Genomic DNA, 1,141 nt, shown 5'->3' with positions numbered 1-1,141 from the left:
TGGAGTTTATGTGTGTGTTCTATTAATCTCCTGAAAGATAGGTATTAGGATTTTTGTTTTAGGAGTTAGGGGTTTGGTGTTTGGTGTTTGGTGTTTGGTGTTTGGTGTTTGGTGTTTGGTGTTTGGTGTTTGGTTAATGAGTAATGGTTTTAGTACTTAATGCCTGGGTTAATACCTAAGATCTAAAGTCCACAGCCTAGGGCCTAGGATTTTTGAGTAATTTATTATTGTGCTTGTCTTGATGATTAACACCTATTGAGTATTTTTGATGGTTGAGAGGATGAGGTTTTATTCCGATTACCTAAGTTATAGTTTTGTTTGATTAACCGATTGTAAGTGCGATAGGGCATATATTGCAAAGGATTGTAGCCAGAAAACCGTAATATCAATACACAAGCCCAGGAATACTTGCCAGAAATTATTGCTTCTATAACTTGATTTAATTGTTCAGTACTCATAAATCTATATAAAGGTAGATGCAACTAAGCAAAGGGTTTAATTCACTGTAACAACTCCTAAGCAACTTGTGCTAGGTGAAGTTCTGAAATGATAGCAGATGGTAAGATTACCGATCCTGCTGTGTATAAATCTATTCTTTAGACCATAGGTTTACGTTTAGGTTTGCGTTCAGGTTTGATTTAGTATGATTTATGTATATTTATGTATACTTTTTTTTTGAGGTATATGAGCATTCCAAAAATGTTATAATTACTCATTAACAACGAAATAAAAAGCACAGTAAAACTGCCATGAATCTTGACAAAATCTCTGGCAGTTAACTTATTGGATATCACTGATTAAGAGCCCTTATGTAGATAGTATGCTTAATACCCCCCCAATCTCTTATCGCCTTACTGGGCAAAGATTTGACTTGATCAACAGATTTTTTACTTTGAAAGCAATGCCCAGTAAATATTTGATCACAAATTAACTAAATAGGGCGCATAAACTTGTGATTAAGAGCCTGATTAAGTTGTAGAGATTAGTTGACTTTAGTGGGCTTATCTACGTCAATCGTTTTAATAACCACAAGCTGGTTTGTGTTCCTTGACATTAAGTTAATCAGTATAAATAACTAATCAGATAATTCCAATTTCTGTGTAGGCTTGTTATAAATACATACTGTTTCGTAGTAATCGCT

Annotated in this window: 1 protein-coding gene; it reads right to left on the bottom strand. The window is 33.9% G+C overall.

Going from position 1 to position 1,141, the window contains the following annotated elements; translation table 11 throughout:
* Positions 1–245: 245 nt before the first annotated feature.
* Positions 246–458 carry a HetP family heterocyst commitment protein gene (locus F6K51_RS37875; protein WP_070395443.1) on the bottom strand — a complete coding sequence of 71 codons (213 nt, stop codon included), beginning with the start codon at positions 456–458 and terminating at the stop codon, positions 246–248.
* Between the last annotated feature and the right edge of the window lie 683 nt (positions 459–1,141).

Origin of the sequence: Moorena sp. SIO3I8 (assembly GCF_010692325.1) — a bacterium.
Classification (GTDB): Bacteria; Cyanobacteriota; Cyanobacteriia; order Cyanobacteriales; family Coleofasciculaceae; genus Moorena.
The sequence above is the reverse complement of the archived record's forward strand: the minus strand, read 5'-3'. Positions and strand labels throughout refer to the sequence as shown.

What these genes read in the sequence shown, in the direction of transcription:
- F6K51_RS37875 (WP_070395443.1), bottom strand. Translation starts at nt 458, where the DNA reads ATGAGTACTGAACAATTAAATCAAGTTATAGAAGCAATAATTTCTGGC.